The organism is Haloarchaeobius litoreus, assembly GCF_024495425.1.
In the GTDB taxonomy this organism is placed as follows: Archaea; Halobacteriota; Halobacteria; order Halobacteriales; family Natrialbaceae; genus Haloarchaeobius; species Haloarchaeobius litoreus.
Genome location: NZ_JANHJR010000002.1, coordinates 317,498 through 336,735, shown reverse-complemented (window position 1 = coordinate 336,735; position 19,238 = coordinate 317,498). Strand labels below are relative to the sequence as shown.

16 protein-coding genes are annotated in these 19,238 nt (G+C 69.5%); 3 read left to right on the top strand and 13 right to left on the bottom strand.

All coding sequences use genetic code 11. From position 1 onward, the window contains the following. Positions 1 to 3: 3 nt before the first annotated feature. The 8 genes from NOW55_RS08520 to NOW55_RS08485 form a co-directional block, all read right to left on the bottom strand. Positions 4 to 528 (bottom strand): DUF7261 family protein, encoded by a 525-nt coding sequence (locus tag NOW55_RS08520; protein WP_256399673.1) that lies wholly within the window; start codon positions 526 to 528, stop codon positions 4 to 6. Further along, positions 525 to 932, bottom strand: a complete 408-nt coding sequence (locus NOW55_RS08515) for a DUF7262 family protein (RefSeq protein ID WP_256399672.1) — start codon at positions 930 to 932, stop codon at positions 525 to 527. Before NOW55_RS08515 ends, NOW55_RS08520 begins: the two co-directional genes overlap by 4 nt. After that, positions 925 to 1,632, bottom strand: coding sequence for a DUF7263 family protein (locus tag NOW55_RS08510; RefSeq protein WP_256399671.1), 708 nt, complete (start codon positions 1,630 to 1,632; stop codon positions 925 to 927). The genes NOW55_RS08515 and NOW55_RS08510 overlap by 8 nt, the downstream gene beginning before the upstream one ends. Further along, positions 1,629 to 2,111, bottom strand: coding sequence for a DUF7266 family protein (locus tag NOW55_RS08505; RefSeq protein WP_256399670.1), 483 nt, complete (start codon positions 2,109 to 2,111; stop codon positions 1,629 to 1,631). The genes NOW55_RS08510 and NOW55_RS08505 overlap by 4 nt, the downstream gene beginning before the upstream one ends. Next, a complete protein-coding gene (locus tag NOW55_RS08500; protein ID WP_256399669.1) occupies positions 2,104 to 2,847 on the bottom strand; it encodes a DUF7289 family protein in 744 nt (247 codons plus the stop codon). The genes NOW55_RS08505 and NOW55_RS08500 overlap by 8 nt, the downstream gene beginning before the upstream one ends. Continuing rightward, a complete protein-coding gene (locus NOW55_RS08495; protein WP_256399668.1) occupies positions 2,844 to 4,748 on the bottom strand; it encodes a type II secretion system F family protein in 1,905 nt (634 codons plus the stop codon). Before NOW55_RS08495 ends, NOW55_RS08500 begins: the two co-directional genes overlap by 4 nt. Further along, on the bottom strand, positions 4,745 to 6,967 hold the full coding sequence (locus NOW55_RS08490; RefSeq protein WP_256399667.1) for a type II/IV secretion system ATPase subunit: 2,223 nt from the start codon (positions 6,965 to 6,967) through the stop codon (positions 4,745 to 4,747). Before NOW55_RS08490 ends, NOW55_RS08495 begins: the two co-directional genes overlap by 4 nt. A 160-nt stretch (positions 6,968 to 7,127) precedes the next feature. Beyond that, positions 7,128 to 7,886 carry a GIDE domain-containing protein gene (locus tag NOW55_RS08485; protein WP_256399666.1) on the bottom strand — a complete coding sequence of 253 codons (759 nt, stop codon included), beginning with the start codon at positions 7,884 to 7,886 and terminating at the stop codon, positions 7,128 to 7,130. A 188-nt stretch (positions 7,887 to 8,074) separates the two neighbouring features. On the opposite strand from NOW55_RS08485, the gene NOW55_RS08480 reads away from it, so the two are divergent. Continuing rightward, on the top strand, positions 8,075 to 8,224 hold the full coding sequence (locus NOW55_RS08480) for a hypothetical protein (RefSeq protein WP_256399665.1): 150 nt from the start codon (positions 8,075 to 8,077) through the stop codon (positions 8,222 to 8,224). A 75-nt stretch (positions 8,225 to 8,299) separates the two neighbouring features. On the opposite strand, the gene NOW55_RS08475 is transcribed toward NOW55_RS08480, so the two are convergent. From NOW55_RS08475 to NOW55_RS08465, 3 genes are all read right to left on the bottom strand, one after another. Then, on the bottom strand, positions 8,300 to 8,740 hold the full coding sequence (locus tag NOW55_RS08475; RefSeq protein ID WP_303648696.1) for a toxin-antitoxin system TumE family protein: 441 nt from the start codon (positions 8,738 to 8,740) through the stop codon (positions 8,300 to 8,302). Continuing rightward, entirely contained in the window at positions 8,741 to 9,268 is a 528-nt protein-coding gene (locus NOW55_RS08470; RefSeq protein WP_256399663.1) for a winged helix-turn-helix domain-containing protein, read from the bottom strand. Between the two features lie 300 nt (positions 9,269 to 9,568). Then, the gene (locus NOW55_RS08465) at positions 9,569 to 11,146 is read right to left on the bottom strand and encodes an acetolactate synthase large subunit (RefSeq protein ID WP_256399662.1); all 1,578 of its coding nucleotides are present in this window, start codon (positions 11,144 to 11,146) and stop codon (positions 9,569 to 9,571) included. Between the two features lie 300 nt (positions 11,147 to 11,446). On the opposite strand from NOW55_RS08465, the gene NOW55_RS08460 reads away from it, so the two are divergent. Beyond that, a complete protein-coding gene (locus NOW55_RS08460) occupies positions 11,447 to 12,889 on the top strand; it encodes a dihydrolipoyl dehydrogenase (protein ID WP_256399661.1) in 1,443 nt (480 codons plus the stop codon). A 29-nt stretch (positions 12,890 to 12,918) separates the two neighbouring features. On the opposite strand, the gene NOW55_RS08455 is transcribed toward NOW55_RS08460, so the two are convergent. Further along, the gene (locus NOW55_RS08455; RefSeq protein ID WP_256399660.1) at positions 12,919 to 13,599 is read right to left on the bottom strand and encodes an HAD family hydrolase; all 681 of its coding nucleotides are present in this window, start codon (positions 13,597 to 13,599) and stop codon (positions 12,919 to 12,921) included. 119 nt (positions 13,600 to 13,718) lie between these two features. Here NOW55_RS08455 and NOW55_RS08450 point away from each other — a divergent pair, with 119 nt between their 5' ends. Then, positions 13,719 to 14,639, top strand: coding sequence for an EamA family transporter (locus NOW55_RS08450; RefSeq protein WP_256399659.1), 921 nt, complete (start codon positions 13,719 to 13,721; stop codon positions 14,637 to 14,639). Positions 14,640 to 14,667: 28 nt separating this feature from the next. On the opposite strand, the gene NOW55_RS08445 is transcribed toward NOW55_RS08450, so the two are convergent. Beyond that, positions 14,668 to 19,176 carry a PKD domain-containing protein gene (locus NOW55_RS08445; protein WP_256399658.1) on the bottom strand — a complete coding sequence of 1,503 codons (4,509 nt, stop codon included), beginning with the start codon at positions 19,174 to 19,176 and terminating at the stop codon, positions 14,668 to 14,670. Between the last annotated feature and the right edge of the window lie 62 nt (positions 19,177 to 19,238).

Genomic DNA, 19,238 nt, shown 5'->3' with positions numbered 1-19,238 from the left:
TAGTCACCCCACGACCGGCACCACCACCGTCACCACCGACACGCCATCCTGCGTCGTCACGGTGAGGTCCACCGCCACCGCGAGGACGGTCGTCTCGCCGGCCCGTTCCTGCACGACGACCCCATCGATGGCCTCGCACTCGCCGAACTGCCGGTCCGGCCCCGACGGGCACTGCTCGGCCGCCCACGCGCTCGCCGCCGAGTCGTTCACCCGAACCTCGTAGGCGACGCCCTCGGCGACGCGCGAGGATTCGAGCGACCGGAATCGCGGGTCGAGGTGCGCCCGAACGTCGTCCGCGACCGCCTCACGCCGACTCCACGACTGCCCAGTCGCGTCGCTCCCGGCCTCGTGGACGCCCCGTTCGAGCACGCGGACACCGTCACGGACCGGACTCGCGGGGTCCTCGCTGGCGTCGATGTCGGGGTGGGAGCCCAGCTGGAGGTACGCGAACGTCAGCGGGAGCAGCGCGACGGCGAGGACGCCGGCGGCAGCGAGGACGAGCTGGGCGCGCCGTGACAGCCGAATCATACGTACCACACCCGTATCGTCACCTCTCCATGGCCCGTCGGCACCGTGGCGACGCCGACCGAGACGCCGGCTGGGACGCGGTAGCCGACCGACCCGTGCGGGGTCTCGACGCGGTACAGCAGGTTGTGCGGGAGGATGCGCTCGACGCGCCGCTCCAGCGCCTGCTGCTCGCGCTCGAACGAGGCCTCGGACCGGGCGACCTCGGAGAGCCGCGTCGCCCCACCGTGGCGCGGGGGCTCCCCCGAGAGCACCGTCGCCGCGTCGCTGGCGTAGGTATCGAGCTGCGCCTCCGTCGTGTCACCGTCGGCGACCGGCAGGGCGAACGTCGCCACGACGGCGAGCACCAGCAGCACGCCGATGGCTGCCTCGACGGCTGGCAGCGACAGCTGTGCACGCTCAGTCATCGACGGTCACCACGAGCAGGGCCTTCGTCGTCCGCGTCGGGTAGTAGGTCAGATCCACGCTGCCGGTCGGGAGCGTCCCGTTCGCGTCGAACGCCAGCGTCGTCGTCTCGAAGCGCGAAACTGCGACGGTAACGTTACCCGAGAGGCCGGCAGGGTCGTGGGCGACGACGCGACCGTTCGCACGGACCGTCCTGAGTCGCGTACCGGTCGGTGGCTCGATGTTCAGCGTGACGCGGTCGGTCCGGCGGGGGAGCGTCACCGCATCGCGGTCGAGGTTCGGCGTGGTCGTAACCGTCTCCTCGCGTTCCACCAGGACGATTCGGCGGACGGTCGTCCCGCCGGTCACGTCGCCAGTCCGGGCGACCGTCTCGCCGTCGAGCCGGACGCGGACGTCCCGCTCTCCCACCACCGGGAACGAGTCGGCGAGGCCGGCGCGGTCGAGACCGGCGACCGCGGTCGCGTTCAGCACGTTCGCGCGGGTCGTCAGCGGACCGTCGCCGGCGACCAGCCGGTCCGACAGCGAGCTCGCCAGCCGGTGCTCGCCGGGGTCGCGGTCGGCACCGGCGAACGCGCCGTCGGCGACGACGAGCGCCACGCCGAGGACCGCTGTCAGCGCGAGCAGTGCCACACCGAGCGCGACGAGATTGGCCTGCCCGCGGTTCGTGGCGTCCCGCGCGGCCGTTCGGTCATCACGGGTCACGACGCCTCACCTCGCGCCAGCCGAACCACCAGCCCCGCGTCCGTCCGTTCGACGACGACGAACGCCTCGGCGGTGCTCGACCACGACCCCTCAACACGGACGACTGTAGTGGGGAACGCGAGCGTCGTCTCGACCCCGATGTTCGGGTCCGGATGGTCGAGCACGAGCGTCCGGCCCACGACCCGAACGTGGTACGGCTCGCCGCGGATGGTCCGGGGGAGTTCGACCCGCCGGTGCACGTCGACCGCCGTCGCCGTTCCGGGCGGCACCGCGTCCTCGACCTCCTGTGTCGCCCCGGCGAGGGTGCGGTCCGCCACCTCGTCGCCCGCTGCCGACCTGAAGTCGGGGACGACGCCGCCGTACAGCGTCGTCGACAGGAGTCCGATGTAGAGGACGACGACGCCGATTTCGAGCGTCTTCCCGACGACCGGCGAGACGCCGCGCAGTCCGTCCGACCGGTCCGAGCGCACGTTACGCATCGCCCACCTCCAGGTGGAGCGCGTGGACCACCAGATACGCCGTGCGCTCGTCGGGGAACGTCGCGACGACGCTGTCGACGCCATCACCGTCGAGGTCGCGGTCGGTGACGGTCGCGCCGAGCTCGCGGAAGTACGAGCGCCACGGGGCCGGCGTCGTCGTCTCGATAGCGAGCCGATACTCTCCCCGCCCGAGCGACCGACGGTCGTGCGTGACGTTCGTGCGGAGCCGGACGGGTTCGCCGGCGAAGCTGACGGTCCGCCGGTCCGCACCGAGCGTCGCGACGCCGACGACGAGCACGTCACCGTCCGGGCTGGCGACGACCGGTGGGTCCGAGACGAGTCTGGCACCGCGCCCCTCGCCACGCACGACGGCACCCGCGAGGAACGTCACGCGCTGGCCGTCGGTCTCGTAGACGAGGGCGTCCGCCTCGAACAGGGCGACGGTGCCGGAGTCGTTGAGCACGCGCACGTCGCGGCCGACGGTCCGGAGCTGGCCGTCCGTCGCCCGGACGCTCCCGACGTGCTCGCCGGTCACCTCGACCGGTCGGAGCGCGTCGTCGACGTCGTCGCCGACACGGGCGGCGTCGGCGGCACCCGTGCCGGCGTCGACCGCGAGGCCGATGCTCGCCGTGAGGACGCCGAGTGCGACGACCGTGATGCCCAGGAGGAGCGCGACGCCGACGACGTTCGACTGCCCCCGGTCGGAACCATCGGGCGGTGGCAGCAGGCCCGTCATATCATCCCCGCCCCCCTGAACACGACGTGTGCCACGAGCACCAGCAGGCCGGACTGGAGCAGCGCATCGTACCGGTCGCGGTTGGCGACGCCCGCGAACCAGCCGCTTGCCAGCATCGTACACTGCGAGACCACGTAGAAGCGGTAGTGCTCGCGGCTCACGTCGACCGCGTCCGAGTCGAGGACGAAGCCCGTGCCGGGCGTCGAGACGGCCGAGAGCTGTGCGAAGCTGTCGAGCACGTAACCGTTGACCGCGACCATGATACCGACGACGAGCAGCGCGACGGTCCAGCCGACCGCGACGTAGACCAGCATCGCGTTCCGGAGCGACTTCTTCTCGTGGTAGAGTCGGCCGACCTCGGTCTGGAGCGTGTCGAACACCGTCTCCACGTCGCTGCCGGCGTCGAGCGCGCCGGTGACGAGCCCCATCGTCTGCTCGGCCAGCGGTGTGCCCACGCGGTCGACGAACCGCTCCAGCGCGGCCGCCCGGAGGTCGCCCTCCCGGGTCGTCAGCGTCGCGTTGAACGCGAGGTCGGCGACGTCCTCGTCGAGCGGGCCGAGGTCCACGTCGCGGGCGACCAGATGGACGGCCTCCGCGAACGGCCGGCCGAGCGCAACGTGGCCCGAGACGGCGTGGACGAAGTCCTTGATCTCGCGGTCCTTCGCGTCGTCGATGCGGGCGCGGCGGGTGGCGACCAGCCCGACCGGGACGGCGTAGGCGACGTAGCCGAGCAGGAGCGCGGCGACGACGCGCTCGCCCGCGGTGAAGACGACGATGGCGAACAGCACCCCCGGCAGCACCCAGACCACCGCCGCGCTCGACGGGTTCGTCGTGGCGGTGGCGAACAGGTCGAGGACGCCCTCGGGCCGCCGGTACGTCGGGCGACCCGTCGGCGGGCGCAGGCTCGCGACGAGCGCGGCCGCACAGGCCCCGACGGCCAGCACGAAGAACCCCGAGCCGTAGACGAGCAGGGCACGCGGCGTGACGGCTCCGACCGGCGTGCCGACCGGCTGGTTCAGCCCCGGCGTCAGGACGCTCATCACCGTGAGGACGATGACCAGCAGCGCCGGGAGCACCAGCAGGACGATGAACAGTTCGGCGAGCAGTTCGAGGAAACCCTCGGCGCGGTTCCGGTCGCGGGACTGCCGGTGGCCGAGCATCCGCGCCTCCATGCGGAGGTAGCTCGTCAGTTCGGCCGAGCCCTGGTCGGCGTGCTCGCGGAACTTCAACAAAAACGGCGCGAGGGCGTTACGAGACGGCGTATCACGGGCGACGATGCGCAGGCCGTCGTCGAGACTGCCCGTCAGTTCGGCCTTGTTCAGCACCGTCCGGCAGGCGACGGCCGTCTCGCCGTAGGCCTCCCGGTTGGCCGCGACCTTCCGGAGCATCTCGCGCTGGTCGTCGCTGCCCGTCGAGAGCGCCCGCAGGTACCGGACTGCGCCGGGAAGCGTCGCCTCGATGGCGGAGCTGCGGGCCGACGCGAGCCACCGGAGGTACCGCCCGCCGAGCAGTCGGGTGCCGAGTTTCGTCGCGGTCGCGACGAGCAGGCCGACACCGACCGCGACTGCCGTTCGCGGAACCATCGGAACGGTCCCTGGCGAGAGCAAGGGCAGCCCGGTCTGGACGAAGTCGGCGACCCCCCGGAGCGTCGCCGCCGTCAGCGCGAGGGTGAGGGCAGTCCCGACGAGGAAGCCGAGCGCCGCCCCGAGCCACGACAGCGCGTAGAGCCGCGAGAGGTACAAATCGAACGGGACGTGCAGGTCCGTCCCCCGGTAGCGGTCCCGGTCGCCGTCGTGGCGCGTGCGGTCGGCGTGGCGCGAGAACAGCGCGTAGCAGACCCGGTCGAGCAGGGCATCCCTGTTCGCGCCGAGCGTGGGGCGGTCGTCGTCGGAGAGGCTCACGCTCCCCTCCCCGCGCCGATGCGCTCGACGGTCGCGGCCTCGTCAGTGCGGAGGTCCGAGAGGAACGAGAACAGTTCGTCGAAGTCGTCGACGCCCTCACGGACCAGGTACTCCACGTAGCGATGCTTGCGGTGGAACTCCCGCTCGACGTCCTCGGTGGGGCGGTCCGTGCGGTCGGCGAGTCGCTCGAACAGGTCGACACCACAGCGGCGGTTCTCCACGTCGTGGACCGCCGGATGCGCGTAGTCGAATTTGAACTCGCCCTCGACGGTCCGCTCGAAGATGGCGTTCCAGTAGACGGTGGTGCCGTGCTTCTCGACGACGCCACATCGCCCGCTACAGCTCCGGTAGCGCTCCTCGTCGACGAACTCGACGGCGCTCCCGACGTAGCGCTCTCCGTCGACCCGCTTCGGGAAGACGACGAGGTCGATTTCGCGGAGCAGGTACGGCGGGAGTCCCTGCTCGACGACCCGGTTGACGAGCTTCTCGACGTTCTCGGCGTGGGTTGTACCCAGCAACCCATGGCCAGTGTTGAGACTTTCGGCAAACGTAGAGAACGACGCGGGCGTGTTGATCTCCGCGATGACCTCCACGTCCGGGTTGAGGTAGTTCGCCTCGGTCATCAGGTCGGCCATCGTCACCGCCTTGAACTCGTCCTCGTGGTCCCGGGTCGTCAGCGAGATACCCGTCTCGTGGGGGAGTCTGACCTCCCGACTTCCCTCGTCGATGGAGATGGGACGGTCGTCGAAGGGGACGAAAGGCATGTGGGCGTTCATCAGCGTCGTCTTCCCGACACCAGTCGGCCCCGAGAAGAGGACGACGCCGTGGTGCTCGTACAACAGCCAGAGGCTGGTGACGAGGTCGGCGGTGAGGCTCCCGCCCTCCACGAGGTCGACCGGCGTCAGCGCGTCGGGTGCCTGCTTCCGGATGGAGATGTGTGGGCCGTCCTCGGAGATGACCGGCAGCGCGACCGCACAGCGGATGGTCACGCCGTCGTCGACCTCGCCCGGACTGAGGTTCACCTTCGCGGAGGGGTTCGAGGCGTTGAGCTCCGCGCCGTCGGCCGCCGCGAGCTGTGTGACGACGTTGACGAACGCCGACTCCTGTTCGAACGTGAGGTTCGTCGGGATGCGACCGTCGTGGCCAACGTCCGTTCGCGGCACGACCTTCACGCGCTCGCCGACCCGGTTCGCCTCGATGTCCTCCAGATTCGGGTCGCGGATGGGGACGGTGAGCTGGCCCTCGCCGACGTAGTCCCGGAGGACGTAGTAGACGAGGTCCGCCAGTCGGCCGTCCTCGTAGCGGCCGTCGACCGGCGGCACCCCGAGCCCAGTGTCGGCGAGCACGCTCCGAACCCGGTGGCGGGTCGCGTCGAACCAGGCGCTCGCGTTCCGGGCAGTCAGCCGCCGGGCGAGCAGCTGTTCGGCCCGCTCGCGGACGAACTCGGTGCTGTCCTCGACGACGTGCTCGACGTTCGTCTCCCAGATTCGCTTCTTCGCCTCGGCCAGCAGCGCCTCGTCGCCCGGCAGGAGCCCCGGCTCGCGGACGGCGTACTTCGTCGCGAAGGCGTCGTGGCCGAGCAGCCGCTCCCTGTAGAGCACGACCGGGATCGAGAAGCCCCGGAACGGCACCCGGTACGTCGTCAGCCGCTCGCTCGCGACGCGGTCGAGGAAGCGCACGTCGGCCGGGAACTCGGTCTCGGCCGGTGCGAAGTTCGTCGTGTGGACCGACAGCCGGTCCTCGCCGGGGTCGGCCACCTCGACATGCTCGTCGAGTGCGAGCGGCGTCACCGCGCCGAGACAGCCCACGTCACGGAGCGCGTAGTACCGGAGTCGCCGGCGCGACTCGGGACTTCCCGCGAGGAGCTGTTCCAGCGCGGCGCGGTACTTCGGCCGTAGCCCGGTCTCCATCCGCGAGACCGTCCCCTCGCGGGTGCGTGGCCGGCGCAGGTTCGCACCCGCGAAGTGCTCGCGGATCTCCGCCAGCGTCGCCTCTTCGTCGGCGGTGAGCGAGGGCTCCCGCACCTCGTACGTGAAGCCCGCCTCGGTCTCGGCGACGGTCGCAACCACGTCCCCGCGGACGGTGTAGTGGTCCCGCACGTCGGGTGCGTACCAGGCGTCGGGGTCGCCCGGCGGGATTGGCGGCGGGACGCGCCCGTCGTCGTCGGTCGACGCTCGACCCTCGTGGCCGGGGTGTTCGAGCGTCGGGTCGTCGGTCATAGATTAAATTGCATCATGTCTGTATTTAAATTCTAAGGATTGGTGTGGCGGGAACTCGTCGGGGCGGCAAGTCGGTGTCCGGGCGCTCCAGCCCCCGTCGGCACCGCTCCCTGTCGGGGAACACGTCTCGACAGAGTCGCCACCGAGGAAGAACGGGACCTCAGGCGAGGAAGCCCACGTACACCGCGATCGCGTAGAACAGCAGGGCGACGCCGACGAGGAGCCACTGGTTGGTTCCGAGGTCCGCGGTGAGTTCGTCCCGGGTCATGTCGGAGACGATGAACTCCCCGCCGCCGTCGCCGATGGTGTCGGTGCCGTCGTCGTTCTGTTGGGCGTACCCGAGGACGTAGCCGGTGTCGCCGGGCTGGAGTGCTCGGCTCTGGTAGTGGAGGTCGTCGACGCCGTGGACTCGGGCCTCGTTGATGGGGGTGTTGTGGACCTGTGTGGTGCCGGCGTCGTGGCTCCGGCGTTCGTTCTCCTGCACGCAGTCGATGAACGTCGTGGCCTGTTCGCCGGGGGTTCGCATCTGGTCGACGAACGTCTCGCCGTGGGTCGTCGAGAGGTGGAGGTCGGCTCCCGTGGGGTCGACGTCGACCGCGCCGTCGTCGTCGACGAGTCGGAAGGGGACGGTCTGGCGGCCGCTGTCGTCCACCTCGGCGACCGCGTCCTCGTCGACGTCGCGTTCGTCGACGTCCCACCGGACCGCGAGCGCGTCTGCACCGGTAACCGGGTGGGTGAGCACACCGGCGGGCCCTGCCTCGACCGTTCCGGACACCGCGACAGTGCCGTCGGTCACTGTCGCCGTCGAGACCCGCTCGGTCGACCCGACTGCCTGTGTGGCCCCTCTCGCCTGGACGAACAGGTAGGTCGGGATCAGTGCGACGACGAGGAAGACCAGCCCCGTGGTGATCGAAGCCATGCGACTGGAACCACGTCGCGAACGTTAAGCACTCGGGCCGCTCGGTGAGCGGCTGTCGACCACGCCCCGGCAGCCCCGCGGTGCACGGCCCAGGACTCCCGGGTCGAAGTCGGTAGCTCCGGCGGCCACGGGAATCAGCAGCCAGTTCGGGCGATCACGATATGTGCGCGCCGCCCCGAGAGACGTTCGTGCTCGGACTTCGATTCTTCGTCTGTACGGCGTGCGAGACCGTATTCGCCGGGGCCGCCGAGCCGACGGCGTGCAGCAAGTGCGATGCCGGCCGGTTCGAGGAGCTCACGGGCGCGCTCCAGCACGAGCCGTACTTCGTTCCCGAGTGACGCCTGCCCGACGCGCAGGCGTCCAACTCGCGGTACGCCCAGTGGAAGCCGGCGACGTACCGGTAGAACGTCAGCCTACTGGCCAGTTCCGTCCCACAGGGTTTCGATTCGCGCTTCGATCGCAGTCAGCACTGTCGAGTACAGATCGAGCGGATGGAGCGATGACAGTGAGAGATCGGTTATTTCCGCTCCGTTCGGTGGCAGATGAAAGTACAATCGTGTGTTGTGACCGTTCGGGTGGCGGTCCCATCGACACTCCCACCGGCCTTGGTCCTCGACGTAGTGTATCGAGAAATCACCCGTCGTGAACCACCGAACGTCGAGTCGTGCCGTCTCGACTGCGGCCGGATACTGATCGGCGTCGAGCGCTACTCGGAGGAGCCGCGGCTCGAACCTGTCCGGGTCGAACGCGGTCTTGACGACGAGCGAATCCGACGCGAGGTGTCGTTCGAGCAGTCGAAGCGTCTCCCTGTCCGGTGGCCCGGTCGTCTCGTGGTCGTCCACTGGGGGGCTCATCTACGCGGGAATCAGGTGGCCGTCGTTCTGTGCGAGCTGGCGAGCGAGTTCGTACAGCCGAATGTCGCGAAGTACGCCTTGCCAGTCGCTGACCGCGGCCATCCGTTCGTGAACCGTGTCATGCTCCTCCTGGTCGAACACGGACACAGCTGTTGGATCAGTCGTGCCGAACTGCTCCTCGTATTCCTCGCGCCGTTCTTCCAGTCGCTCGACGCGGTCGATGATCTCCTCGACGGCGAGCTCATCCGCGATTCGACTAGCGTCCTGCCACTCGAGGTACCCTTCGTTCCGTTCGTACCGTGCGGGCCGACTTTCCCTGTCCGCGCGGACGATACCCATCTCGGTGAGGCGTTCGAGGTGTTTCTTCGCGGCGTTCGGTGAGCAGTCAGCTATCTCGGCTATCTCGGTGTACGGCGTCGGGTCTGTGACGCCGAGAGCGACCTCGTAGACGCGTCCGAACGTGTCCGTCCCCTCCTGCCACCGTCGCTCGGTGGTGTCAGCTTCCGGGGCTGGATCGAACTCGGTCATGCACGACTGTACGTGGTGTGTATCAATATATCTTCTGACCGTGCAGATATGTGAGAAAATCTTGCTGGTCGGCTGAGACCCTTCGTTCGTCGTCAGCCTTCGCAGCCGGTCACGAGAGAAGCGGCCACACGTCCGTGGGCGAGGTGTCGTCCAACTCGGCGTTCGTCTGCATCTTCCCGAGTTCGGTAATAAACCGCCTGGCCACCCTCGTTCTTGGCCTACTCAGGCTCTGCTCGTTTCCACTGGCAGTCCGGGCTTCGGTGGTTCCGGAGACAGGTGGGTTTCCTACCCGTCGGCCAGCTACGGGAGCGGAATCTCGACCAGCGACAGCTCGTCCGCGGGGACGGCCTCCCTGAGCACCTCCTCGACCTCGGCCCACGTCTCGGGCCGGTAGCCCGCGATACCGAAGCTCTCGGCGAACTCGACGAAGTCGGGGTTCGTCAGCTCGGTGCCGAAGTGCTCGCCGGTGTGGGCGACCTGCTTCTCGGAGATGAGGCCGTAGTCGTCGTCGGTGAACACGACGATGGTGAACCCGAGGTCGAGCCGGGTCGCCGTCTCGATCTCGGCGGCGTTCATCAGGAACCCGCCGTCGCCCGTGGCGACGACGACGTTCGAGTCGACCGCGAGGTCGGCTGCGACCCCGCCCGGGACGGCGATGCCCATGCTCGCCAGCCCGTTCGAGATGATGCAGGTGTTCGGCTCGTACGTCGGGAACGACTGCGCGATGGCCATCTTGTGGCTCCCGACGTCCGAGATGAGCACGTCCTCGTCGGCCATCGCCGCACGGAGCAGGGGGAGTGTCCGCTCGACGGAGAACGGTTCGTCGGCCGCGGGTTCCCGTTGCACGTCCGCGACGATGCGCTCGCGGAGGTCACGACACCACGAGGGGACGGTCGACGGCTCGAGCCGTCGGCGCAGTTCGCGGAGCACGGTCGAGATGTCGGCGACGATCTCGACGTCCGGGTTGTAGTGCTGGTACACCTCGGCGGGTTCGTGGTCGACGTGGACGATCCGCTTGTCGAGGTCGGGGTTCCACGACTGCGGGTCGTGTTCGGCGATGTCGTAGCCGACCGCGAGCACGCAGTCGGCCCGCTCGATGGCCATCGAGGCCTCCCCCTCCGGCCCCGAGTCGAGCGTCATCAGCGAGGCGTCGAGTCGGTCCGAGACCGCGCCCTTCCCCATGTACGTCGCGACGACGGGGAACCCGGCGTGGTCGACCAGCTCGTGCAGGCGGGTGGCCGTCGCGGTCCGGACGGTGCCGTTCCCGGCCAGTACGAGTGGGTCGGCGGCCTCGTCGAGGAGCCCGACGGCCCGTTCGAGCGACGCCTCGTCGGGGTCGGCCCTGCGGACGCGAGGGCGGGCGGGGAGCGGCTCGGCGTCGATGGACTCGCCCGCGACGTCCTCCGGGAACTCGATGTGGGTCGCACCGGGCTTCTCGTACTCCGCGAGCTTGAACGCCTTGCGGACCGACTCCGGGACGATCTCCGCGTCGGGGATCTGCGTGTTCCACTTCACGACGGGCTCGAACATGTGGACGATGTCGAGTGCCTGGTGGCTCTCCTGGTGGAGGCGCTCGAGCCCGCCCTGGCCCGTGATGGCGACCAGCGGCGACTTGTCCAGGTGGGCGTCGGCGACGCCCGTGATGAGGTTCGTCGCGCCCGGCCCAAGCGTCGAGAGACAGACCCCGGCCTCGCCAGTCAGCCGGCCGTGGACGTCGGCCATGAACGCCGCGCCCTGCTCGTGGCGCACCGGGATGAACGCCACGTCCGACTCCCGGAGCGAGAACAGCAGGTCCTCCAGCTCCTCGCCGGGGAGCCCGAAGACGTACTCGACACCCTCGGCTTCGAGGCACTCGACGAGCAGGTCCGAGGCCTTCATCGTCCGGCCCCCACGTCGGTCTCGTCGTGTGCGAGGGGACACGCCGCCGGTTCCGCGTGCGGTTCGACCCGGCCGCCGGTCGCAGGGAAGACGACCTGCATACTGTCTCGTTCTTCGAGCAGCGTGAAACGAGTTTCTGCGGGCGAGCGACGACCACGTGTTCGAGCAGAGATGACACGCGTCCTACGACCAGATCTGTAGGTGGCCTGACGGCACAGACCGCCGCGTCGACGAACCCGACTCCCCGGTCACCTGCAGGTAGCTTGGCCATTCAAGGAGCGGCGCACCGAAGGACGACACATGGAGGAGTTCGACTTTCTCGTCGTCGGGTCCGGCTCCGGGCTCGACGTGGCGAACGTGGCAGCGAACCAGGGGCAGTCGGTCGCGGTCGTCGAGAAGGGGCCGCTCGGTGGCACCTGTCTGAACCGCGGCTGCATCCCCTCGAAGCAACTGCTGTACCACGCCGACGTGATGGAGACCGTCGAGCGGGCCGGCGAGTTCGACATCGATGCCTCCGTCGACGGCGTGGACTTCGCGAAGATCGTCCGCGAGGTGAACGCGGACGTCGCCGAGGACGCCGACTCCATCCGACGCGGGCTGGAGTCCTCGCCACAGCACGAGCTCGTCCGGGGAACCGGACGGTTCGTCGACGACCGCACGGTCGAGATCGTCGACGGGGACGACGAGGGCACGACACTCCGTGCCGACACCGTCCTGGTCGCGGCGGGGACGCGCCCTGGAATCCCCGACGTCGACGGTATCGACGCCGTCGACTACCTGACGAGCACCGAGGCGCTGCAGCTGGAGACGCCGCCCGACCACCTGGTCATCGTCGGCGGCGGCTACATCGCCGCGGAGCTCGGGCACTTCTTCGGGACGTTCGGGAGCGAGGTTACCATCGTCGGGAGGCGACCGAACCTCCTGCCCGAGGCCGACGAGGCAGTCGCAGAAGCGTTCACCGAGCGGTACGCGGACCGCTTCACCGTCCACACCGGGCACGCGGCGACGGCGGTGTCCGAGGACGACGACGGCCAGCTGACCCTCGAGGCACGCCCGTACGAGTACGGCCCGGACGGCGGCGTCGACGAAGAGGCGGAGCCGGTCCGGGTCACCGGCGACGAGCTGCTGGTCGCGGCGGGGCGCGTCCCGAACACCGACATCCTGCACGTCGACGCGACGGGCGTCGCGGTCGACGACGCCGGCTTCGTCGAGACCGACGAGTACCTGCGGACGACCGCCGAGGGCGTCTGGGCGCTCGGCGACATCGTCGGCGAGTACCTCCTGAAACACAGCGCGAACCACGAGGCCCGCACCGTCGCACGGAACGTCTTCGGCGGCGAGCTCGAACCGGTCGACTACACCGCGATACCGTTCGCCGTCTTCGCCTCGCCCGAGGTGGCCGGCGTCGGCGCACTGGAGCAGGACCTGCGGGCCGAGGGCCAGGAGTACGCGACGAACACGTATCGATACGAGAACACCGCCCGCGGCGACGCGATGCACGCCGAGGGGTTCGTGAAGGTCATCGTCGACCTCGACGGCGAGATACTGGGCTGTCACGTCATCGGCCCCGAGGCCGCCACGCTCGTCCAGGAGGTCGTCGTCGCGATGACGGCCGGGAGCGGTACGGTGGCCGACATCCGGAACGCCGTCCACATCCACCCGGCGCTGCCGGAGGTCGTCCAGCGGGCCTTCTCCGGGCAGTTCTCGCAGGCGGGCCACGACCACGGGCACGACCACCACTGACGGCGTCGGCTCGACGGGATGTCCTGGCGTCACCCCTGCTCCCACGGGAACGGCCGCCCGTGCAGTTCGGCGAGGTCGTCGACGACGTACTCCGGTACCGTCTCGTCGTCAGCCGAACCGTCCTCACGGAGCCACACCGCGGCTATCCCCGCGGCCTGGGCGCCCACGACGTCGGAGGCGAGCGAGTTCCCGACGTGAACTGCTCGCTCCGACTGCACGCCCAGCGCGTCCAACACACGGTAGAACGGTTCCGGGTCGGGTTTGACGCCGGTCTCGGGCGTCCCGAACACCGTCGTCTCGAACGCACCGCTGATAGCGAGCGTCTCGAGCTTGGCTCGCTGGTGGGACGGCTCGCCGTTGGAGACGAGCGCGAGCCGATGGTGGTCGGCGAGCGAGTCGAGCGCCTCGCGAGCGCCGGGCAGGAACGAGACCGCGGTCGGGTCACGCTCCGGGTACGCCTCGGCGACCCGGTCGGCGACGCGCTCCGGCTGCCCCTGCTCCGCGGCGATGGCTCGAAAGCACTTCCGACGCAGGTCGAGCGGACTCTCGCCGGTGACGGTCGGAATCGTCGCCGCGAACTCGGCGGCGGTGAAGAAGGGCTCGACGTCGGCCCGGTCGAAGGCGAGTGCGAGCAGGTCCGCGGTCGAGCGGTCGTACCGACAGAGCGTGTCGTCCAGGTCGAGGGTGACTGCGGCGGGGCCGGTCTCCATGTCGAAGGGACGACCAGCGGGCTGTTCAGCCTTTCGACGGCGGGCCGTCCCACACGACACCACCTCGCCGTCATCGCCGCAAGACGTACCTTCTTCCCGCCCCCGGCCGCACGCCGAGTATGGTCGTCGACGCCGACGTCACGGTGTACCTCCTGGCGCTCCTCCCGGCCGTCATCTGGGGGTTCACCCCCGTCCTCGACAAGCGCGGGATGTCCGCCGACGGCACCGCGCTGCAGGCGGCGCTCACCGTGGTCGTCGTCGACCTCTCGCTGTTCCTCCTCGCGCTGCTCGCACTCCGCGGCCCCGACCTCCTCGCGGGATTGGACCCCGCCATCGCCGGACTGTTCCTCTTCGCCGGCGCGACCGGCACCGCACTCGGCCGGCTCGCCATCTTCGTCGGCGTCGACCGCGTCGGCGCGAGCATCAACAGCGCGGTCGTGAGCGCCCGCCCCCTGTTCGGGGCCGCGTTCGCCCTCGGCCTCCTCGGCGAGCCGGTCACGGCCACCACCGCGGTCGGCATCGTCGTGCTCGTCGTCGGCCTCGTCGTCCTCAGCCTCGCGAAGGGCGGCGACCTCGCCGGCTGGGAGCCCCGCGACCTCGTGTTCCCCCTCGGCTCGGGCGCGCTGTTCGCCTTCGGGAACGTCCTCCGACGGTTCGGGCTGGAGGACGGCGGCGCGACCGTGCTCCAGGCCGTCGCACTCAACGAGGCCGGCGCACTCCTCGTCTTCCTCGCCTACGCGTCGGTCAGGGGAACCGAGGGCTTCCGCTCGGCCGACCGCAGCTCCTACGGCTACTTCGCTGTGAGTGGGTGTTTGACCGCTATTGCGCTTCTCTCGCTGTTCGGCGCGCTCGCGCTGCCGGCCGGCCGCGTCGCCATCGTCGAGTCGCTGGCGTCGACGGCACCGCTCTTTACGACCGTCTTCGCGTACTTCCTCCTCAGAGATCTGGAACGCGTGACTCGCGGCGTCGTGCTGGGGGCCGTGCTGGTAGTGATCGGCGCTGCGCTCGTGACGTTGGGGCCCGGAGCCGTCGGCGTGTGAGCCAGCCCGAACCGGGATTTCGGTCCGGTCAGCGACGCCGTGCCGCGAGGACCGAGAGCGCCAGTATCGCCACGATGGAGCCGGCGGGGCCGAGGCCGAGCCCGCCCGACCCGTTCGGTGTGGTTTCGGCCGCATCGGTAGTCGTCTCGACCGGTGTCCCACCGTCCTCCGACGAACTTGTCGAGGAGGGCGTCCCGCCAGCTGTCTCGGTCGGCATCCCACCCGCGGTCGGCGTGCCAGTAGCGGTCGGCGTCTCCGTCGAGGGTGCTGACTCCTCGACGGTCACCGCCTCCGTCGCGGTGGCCGTGCGACCGGCGTCGTTCGTCACCGTCAGCGCGACCGTGTACTCGCCCGGCTCGTCGAGCGTGACCGTCGTGGTCTCGCCGGACCGTTCCCGTCCAGCGACCGACCACTCGTAGCTCGTGAGGTGCCCGTACGGCGTCGACGACTCGCTCGCATCGAGCGCGAGTTCGTCGCCGGCCGTCACCGCGACCGGGAGCGCCGAGAACGTCGCCTCGGGGGTCCCGACCGCGGTCACCGCGAACGGCGAGAAGCCGGTCGTCGTGACCTCGACGGTCACCGAATCGTCGGTCTCGTCGACGACGGTCGCGTCCAGCAGCTCCCACACGCCCCCGGCGTGGTGTGCGACCCGGACTGCGGATGCGTTCGCACCGGCCGCCCGGAGCTCGGCCCGTGGGACTCGCATCCGGACGGTCGCGGACGCGTTCTCGACCGCCTGCGAGCCGGTGAGCCGGAGCGGCACGAGCACCCGTCCGGGGACGCCGTCGGGGAGCGAGGCGTTCGTGGCGAACACCGTCACGGTGAGGTTGCCGCCCGCCTCGGTGTCTGCCCCGAACCGAACCGAGGAGACGGTCGAGTTCGACGTGAAGGTGACGGACGGGGAGCCCGACTGCTCCGCCGACACCGCTACTCGTTCCGCGTACGTCGGGGTCGTGTTCGCCGGCAGTTCGAGGAGCCGGCGGATCGTCTCCGGGTCCTCGAACACGGTCCGTTCGACTCCATCGTCGACGACGAGTGTGACCGTCGCACTGTCGGTCGCGCCCGCCAGGTCGGACACTGCGTAGGTGAACGAGTCCGTGCCGGTGAAGCCGTCGTCGGGCGTGTACGTGAACGACCCATCGGAGCCGAGGTCGAGCGAGCCGTCGGTCGGGCCGTCCACGACCGAGACGGTGAGGTCGCTCACCGCGCCGTCGAGGTCGCTGTCGTTCGCCAGCAGTCCATCCCCGGTCGCCACGTCGAGGCGTGCTCCCGCCGACAGGCTGTACGAGTCGGCGTTCGCGGTCGGGATGGCGTTCCAGTTGTCCGGGGCAGCGCCGTCGTCGTCGTCCCGCTGGACCGCCACGGTCACCGTCTCGGTGGCAGTGTTGCCGCTCGCGTCGGTGACGGCCAGGGTGACCGTGTAGTCGCCGGCGTCGTCGTACGTGTGCGTCGGCGTCGCGCCGGTCGCGTTCGCCGAGCCGTCGCCGAAGGCCCACTCGAAGGACGCGATCGCGTCGTCGTCCGAGGAGTTCGAGGCATCGAACGTCACCGTCGTTCCCTCGTCGACGGCCCGGTCGGAACCAGCGTCCGCGGTCGGGGCCGTGTTGTCGATGACGACCGTCTCGCCACCGGTGAACCCACCGTCGCCCGCCCCGGTCGTCCCCGCACCGCCCAGTTCGACGCCGGTCCCGTCGCTCGTGATGCTGTCGTCGTCGGTCACGTCGAGACGGAGGTCGCCGTCGCCGGTGATGGAGTCGACGGTGACGGTGTACGTGCTCCCGGACCCAGTTACGGCCGAGACGGTCCCGGACACGTCACCGCCCGCCTGCGTCGCGACGAAGTCGTCCGCCGTGACACCGACGACGCTCTCGGAGAACGTCACGTCGAAGTCGACGCCGTCGGCGCTGGTCGGACTCGCACTGGTCCGCGTGATAGAGTCGACGTCCGGCGCGTCGAGGACGGTGACGGACGACGGCGTCGCGACGGTCTCGCCGACTTCGTCGTCGTACTTCCAGGCGAACTCCGGGGCGTGGTCGTCCGGCATCCCCGCGGTGAACGGGAACGTCGCCTGCCCGTTCGCGTCGGTGACCGCCTCGCCGGAGAGTCCCGGGAGACCGTCGGCGTTCGTCACCTCGATGGTCGCGCCCTCGACGGGACCCCCCTCGCTGTCCGTCGCCGTCACCGTGATGCTCCCGGTCCCGTTCTCACCGACAGCTGGGTCCGTGGCACCGAGCGACTCGACGACGAGTGTGTCGACGCCCTCCCACTGGAGGCGGGGATAGTCGCTGGTGACGGTCCACGTCGCGTCGAAATCCAGCGCGGGCATGGTGTCGTAGACGGCGTCGCCCGTGGCGTTCGCCGCCGGGGTGCTATCGCCCACCGAACCGAAACCAGCGTTGTCGGTTAGGATACCACCGTCTCCGCCCGCGCATTCCTGACCCGTCGTTCCCACGTCCCAGTAGGAGTTCTCGATAGTGCCGTCGCCGTCCGGTCGCTCGTTGCGACCAGCCAACCCACCGGCCTCCGCGTCGCCTTCAGTGGCAGTGACGGTCCCGGTGGCGTAGGAGCGCCTGACTGTCCCGAGACCAATACCACTAGGATCCGCACCGGTGTTCTTCCCGACCAGCCCACCGGCAGTGTACCCTGCGGTGACCGTTCCGGTGGCGTAGGAATCCGCTATCGTCCCCTCGTTGTGGCCGACCAGCCCGCCAGCAAGCGTGTCTGCGTCGACGTCTCCAGTGGCGTAGGAACGGTCGATCGTCCCGAAGCTTTGGCCGACCAGCCCCCCAGCGGCCTTAGTTTCACTAGTACGTTGCCCAGTGGCGGCGGAGCGACGAATCGCCCCATCGCTACGGCCGACCAGTCCGCCAACGTTCCTGTACCCGTTGGTGAGACCTGTGGCAGCGGAAGCTTCGATCGTCCCATCATTAAGACCGACTAGCTGTCCAACCCGGAGCTGTCCGGTGACGTTGCCCTCAAGCGTGACGTTCGCTATCGTCCCCGCCGAACCGACGTAACCGAACAGACCGACGTCCTCCGTCCCCGGTCGGTCGATGGTCAGTCCCGAGATCGTGTAGCCGTCGCCGTCGAAGGTGCCCGTGAATCCGGTATCGGAGTCACCGAGCGGCTCGAACCCGCTGCCGCCGTTCCACCCGGCCGTCGGACCCGCGTCGATGTCTCCGGTCAGCACGTAGTCGTTCCCCAGTCCCTGCTGCTCGATACACTGGAGTTTGTACAGGCTGTCGACCTCGTAGTACGTCGCGCCCGTGATCTCCCGTGTCGTCCAGGAGAGGTCGGCGCAGTCCGTCGCCGTCGGTGCAGTGTCCGGCGTGTTGCCCTGCGCTCGCAGCTGTGCGGTCCGGTCGAGTCCCTGTAGTATCGGATAGCCGTCCATCGCCGCGTCCGGGTCCTCGCTCTCGACCGTCTCCCACGTGCTCGTGAAGTCGAGGGCGGGCATGTTCGTCTCCGCACTCGCCCCCTGCATCTCGGGGGCGGGCGCGGTGTCGGCCGTCGACCCGAAGCCGCTGACGCCGGTCACCGTCCCGATCGACTGCCCACTGACGCTCGCCTCGTTCGTCGTTCCCACGTCCCAGTAGGCGTTTTCCACGGTGGTATCACTAACAGCGGAACCACCGACGAGGCCACCGATCCCCTGGGTCTCGTCGTCGATACTGAGGGCTCCAGTGGCGTAGGACCGCCGCGTCGTCCCCCCGTCGTCCGCCTGGTACGACCCGAGCAGTCCACCGACGAACCAGCTTGCAGTTACCGTGCCAGTGGCGTAGGAATCCGCTATCGTTCCCGTGGAGGCCCCGACGAGCCCGCCGGCAGAAGCGCCATCGAAACCGCCCCCCTCTCCGACGACGGCGCGTGCAGCGAAGGAGCGATCGACCGTCCCCCGATTGAAACCGACCAGTCCGCCGATCCAATCGGTACCACGAGTGGGTTCCCCGCTCGCGTAGGAGCGACGAATCGTCCCATCGCTTCGGCCCACCAGGCCGCCGACCCGCTCGGTCCCGGAGACTTCGCCAGTCGCGTGGGAGTCCTCGACCGTCCCATCGTTGAACCCGGCGAGCTGTCCGGTCCTTCTCGCGCCGGTGACGGACCCACCTTCGAGACCAACCGCCGTGATCGTTCCGCCCGACGCAACCTCACTGAACAGGCCAACGGAGTACGTCCCACCCCGGTCGATGGTCAGTCCCGAGATCGTGTGATCGTTGCCGTCGAAGGTCCCGGTGAACTCGTTGTTCTCGTCGCCGATCGGGTCGAACCCGCTCCCGCCGTTCCAGGTCGCGGTCTCGCTCGCGTCGATACTGTCGGTCAGGATGTAGTTGCTGTCGAGCCCCTGGCTCTCGATGCACTGGAGCGTCTCCAGGCTGTCGACCTCGTAGTACGTCTCCCCAGAGACGGTCTGTGTCGTCCACGAGACCGTACTACAGTCCGGTGCCGGCGAGCTGTCGGATGCGCCAGCGACGCCGACGACGGCGACGGACGCGGCCGCGAGCATCGCCGCAACCAGCAGCACCGAGAACGTGACCACCCCCCATCTCCCCCCTGGATTCGTCGTCACGCAATCCTCCTCCCTGCAGGTCGCCGCTGCCG

Coding starts and splice junctions, on each gene's coding strand:
- NOW55_RS08470 (WP_256399663.1), bottom strand. CDS start 9,268: ATGACCGAGTTCGATCCAGCCCCGGAAGCTGACACCACCGAGCGACGG.
- NOW55_RS08485 (WP_256399666.1), bottom strand. CDS start 7,886: ATGGCTTCGATCACCACGGGGCTGGTCTTCCTCGTCGTCGCACTGATC.
- NOW55_RS08450 (WP_256399659.1), top strand. CDS start 13,719: ATGGTCGTCGACGCCGACGTCACGGTGTACCTCCTGGCGCTCCTCCCG.
- NOW55_RS08460 (WP_256399661.1), top strand. CDS start 11,447: ATGGAGGAGTTCGACTTTCTCGTCGTCGGGTCCGGCTCCGGGCTCGAC.
- NOW55_RS08475 (WP_303648696.1), bottom strand. CDS start 8,740: ATGAGCCCCCCAGTGGACGACCACGAGACGACCGGGCCACCGGACAGG.
- NOW55_RS08505 (WP_256399670.1), bottom strand. CDS start 2,111: ATGCGTAACGTGCGCTCGGACCGGTCGGACGGACTGCGCGGCGTCTCG.
- NOW55_RS08515 (WP_256399672.1), bottom strand. CDS start 932: ATGACTGAGCGTGCACAGCTGTCGCTGCCAGCCGTCGAGGCAGCCATC.
- NOW55_RS08465 (WP_256399662.1), bottom strand. CDS start 11,146: ATGAAGGCCTCGGACCTGCTCGTCGAGTGCCTCGAAGCCGAGGGTGTC.
- NOW55_RS08490 (WP_256399667.1), bottom strand. CDS start 6,967: ATGACCGACGACCCGACGCTCGAACACCCCGGCCACGAGGGTCGAGCG.
- NOW55_RS08520 (WP_256399673.1), bottom strand. CDS start 528: ATGATTCGGCTGTCACGGCGCGCCCAGCTCGTCCTCGCTGCCGCCGGC.
- NOW55_RS08455 (WP_256399660.1), bottom strand. CDS start 13,599: ATGGAGACCGGCCCCGCCGCAGTCACCCTCGACCTGGACGACACGCTC.
- NOW55_RS08500 (WP_256399669.1), bottom strand. CDS start 2,847: ATGACGGGCCTGCTGCCACCGCCCGATGGTTCCGACCGGGGGCAGTCG.